This is a genomic window from Algoriphagus boritolerans DSM 17298 = JCM 18970 (assembly GCF_900108085.1).
Classification (GTDB): domain Bacteria; phylum Bacteroidota; class Bacteroidia; order Cytophagales; family Cyclobacteriaceae; genus Algoriphagus; species Algoriphagus boritolerans.
Window position 1 is genome coordinate 1 of sequence record NZ_FNVR01000065.1, and the last position, 2,599, is coordinate 2,599.

At 38.4% G+C, this 2,599-nt stretch carries 2 protein-coding genes; both read right to left on the reverse strand.

Annotation, left to right across the window (positions count from 1 at the left end; genetic code table 11):
- Window positions 1-309: 309 nt before the first annotated feature.
- Window positions 310-1,218 carry a TlpA family protein disulfide reductase gene (locus tag C4S61_RS21520; protein ID WP_160111298.1) on the reverse strand — a complete coding sequence of 303 codons (909 nt, stop codon included), beginning with the start codon at window positions 1,216-1,218 and terminating at the stop codon, window positions 310-312.
- A gap of 159 nt (window positions 1,219-1,377) precedes the next feature.
- The gene (locus tag C4S61_RS21525; RefSeq protein ID WP_103926835.1) at window positions 1,378-2,430 is read right to left on the reverse strand and encodes a TlpA family protein disulfide reductase; all 1,053 of its coding nucleotides are present in this window, start codon (window positions 2,428-2,430) and stop codon (window positions 1,378-1,380) included.
- Window positions 2,431-2,599: the final 169 nt, after the last annotated feature.

A 2,599-nucleotide genomic window follows, 5' to 3' on the forward strand; every position in this document is an offset into this window, starting at 1 on the left:
CCTACATAAAATTTTTTTACTTACAACATGGGTTGGTCGGATGGATACGTATATCGCCAGTGCTGAAAGGCTCTCCGTCAATCCCGATTAGGCTTTCCATTGGAAATTGACTGGGTGTAGGAGGGTTCTCCATCGCAAACAAAAAATCTGAACAACAAGTCAGGAATGTCACCATAGCTATTTTGGTCAGCGCTAAATTGAGTCGAAAAGTGGTTGGGTTTTGGTACATGGGTTAATGGAATTTTCGGTCTTAGGAAAAAATCATTTTGGTATCTGGCATAAGTGATAACGACAAAAAGCTAATCATTTTTACTCTTTTTTTCCTTCTTTGAGGTTGTTACAGATATCTGTAACATTTTTTAGATGTTCGTTATCAACAGGAACTTTTGCTTTTAGGGCGACTATCTCTTCTTCACAAAATTTCAATACAGACTTACCATCATCATCAGGATAATCAATATTTACTTCATATTCCTCAACAAGATCTGTTATAAACTGTTTCCGCATGAGATGAACTGCATATTTAAGAATGTTTTGATTTTTAAGAGCTAAAACTTCCAAATCACATTTTATATTAGGCGCATATATATTCCACCATTCTCTGATTAATTTGTTAGTATTCTCCGGTGACGAACCTTTAGGAACGCAAGCAAGCCTTCTTAGGGTCAAAATATAATTATATACACCGGTGTCTTCATCTTCTAAGTTTTCAACTACGTCCCAACATAGTTTACTAAAATCTTCTTCAGTCGGCTCCGGACATTCCTCAACTTTCTCCCACATCTCCTTCAAATCTTTTTCTCGAGAAGAATCAGATTTTATTTTCCCATCCACCGCAGCTTCCAGCACTTCAACAGATGTATAGCCCGTCCATTCTTGGATAAGTTGCCCAATGGAATTGTACAAATAGATGGATGGTACAGCCTGAAGTTGATAGTGCTGTTGCAGAGTCAAGTTGGCATCATATCCAAAGCGGATGTTTTCATAGTTTTGGATGTTGTGATCTTCTAGGAATGCTTCGGTACTTTCCTGTGAATAAGCGGTGACAAACAGAAACTGCACGTCTTTCATCTGATTCATATTGGAAGTGATGGCTTTGGTCTGTTCGGCACATGCTCCGCACTCGGGAGAGAGGTAAAAGACAATCGTGACCATTTCCTTGTTCAGCACATCACGAGTGCTGAAAGGCTTTCCATTAATACCGATCAAGCTTTCCATAGGAAATTGACTTGGGGCAGGTGTTACCTCCATCGCTAATAGGATACGTGAGCCACAAGTCAGGAATGCTATGAAAGCTATCTTGGTCAGAGCGAAGAAGAGTCGAAAAGTGAGTGGGATTTGGTGCATTAATAATAAGTATTTAGAATTTAGCTAAAATTAATTTGAACTTTTGTTTGCTATAGCTTCACTCAAGTAATCACAAATACTTGATACTTCCTTTAAGTGCCCTTCGTCAACAGGAATCCTGGATTTTATTCTTTCAACTTCTTCACGACAAAATGTTAATGCAGAAATTCCATTTATGTCAGGATAATCTATATTTACTTCATATTCCTCAACAAGATCTTTTAGAAATTGCTTTCGCATGTAATGAACTGCAAATTTGAGAATATTTTGATTTTTTAGATTCTCAACTCCTAAGTCACACCTTATTTTGGATGCATTTAGGTTCCACCACTCTCTGATTATTTTATTTGTGTTTTCTGGTGAAGAGGTCTTAGGAACACAAGCAAGTTCTCTAAGAGTCAGGCTGTACAAATATATACCTGTGTCGTCGTCCTCTAAGTTTTCAGCTAGATCTAAACACAGTTGAAAAAGTTCGTGATGCTCTCTTGCCGGACACGGTTCATCCTGATCACCAACTAACTCCAAATCTCCATCAAGCCACGAAGGACTTTGAATTGGCTTCCCATCAACAGCAGCTCTCAGCACTTCCACAGATGTATAGCCCGTCCATTCTTGGCTCAGTTGTCCATAGGTATTGTATAAATAGATGGATGGTACAGCGGTAAGTTGGTAATGCTGTTGCAATGTTAAGTTGACATCATATCCAAAGCGAATATTTTCATAGTTACTGATGTGGTGATCTTCTATAAATGCCTGAGTGATTTCCGGTGTATAGGCTGTGACAAACAGAAACTGCACATCATTCATTTGATCCAAATTGGAAGTGATGGCTTTGGTCTGTTCGGCACATGCCCCGCAGACGGGCGATAGGTAATAAACAATTGTAGCTTTTCCATTTTCCACCACATCACGAATGCCGAATGGCTTTCCATCAATTCCGATTAAGCTTATCATAGGAAATTGACTGGGTGCAGGTGGGTTCTCCATCGCAAACAGAAATCCTGAATAACATGTCAGAAATGCTACTAATGCTATTCTGGTCAGAGCGAAGTAAAGTCGAAAAGTGAGTGTTTTTTGGGGCATGGGTATTTATGGTTTTTATAAAAGTTATATCAGGAAATAAATGAAATTAAGAACCCTGATTTAAATACCGTGGAATCAATGCTGTCCTAAATAATTTTTGATTGTACACTAATATCCTATTTGCACCTTATTAAGGATTGTTTTAAGGGTAATTTGGAAACAGATCCCC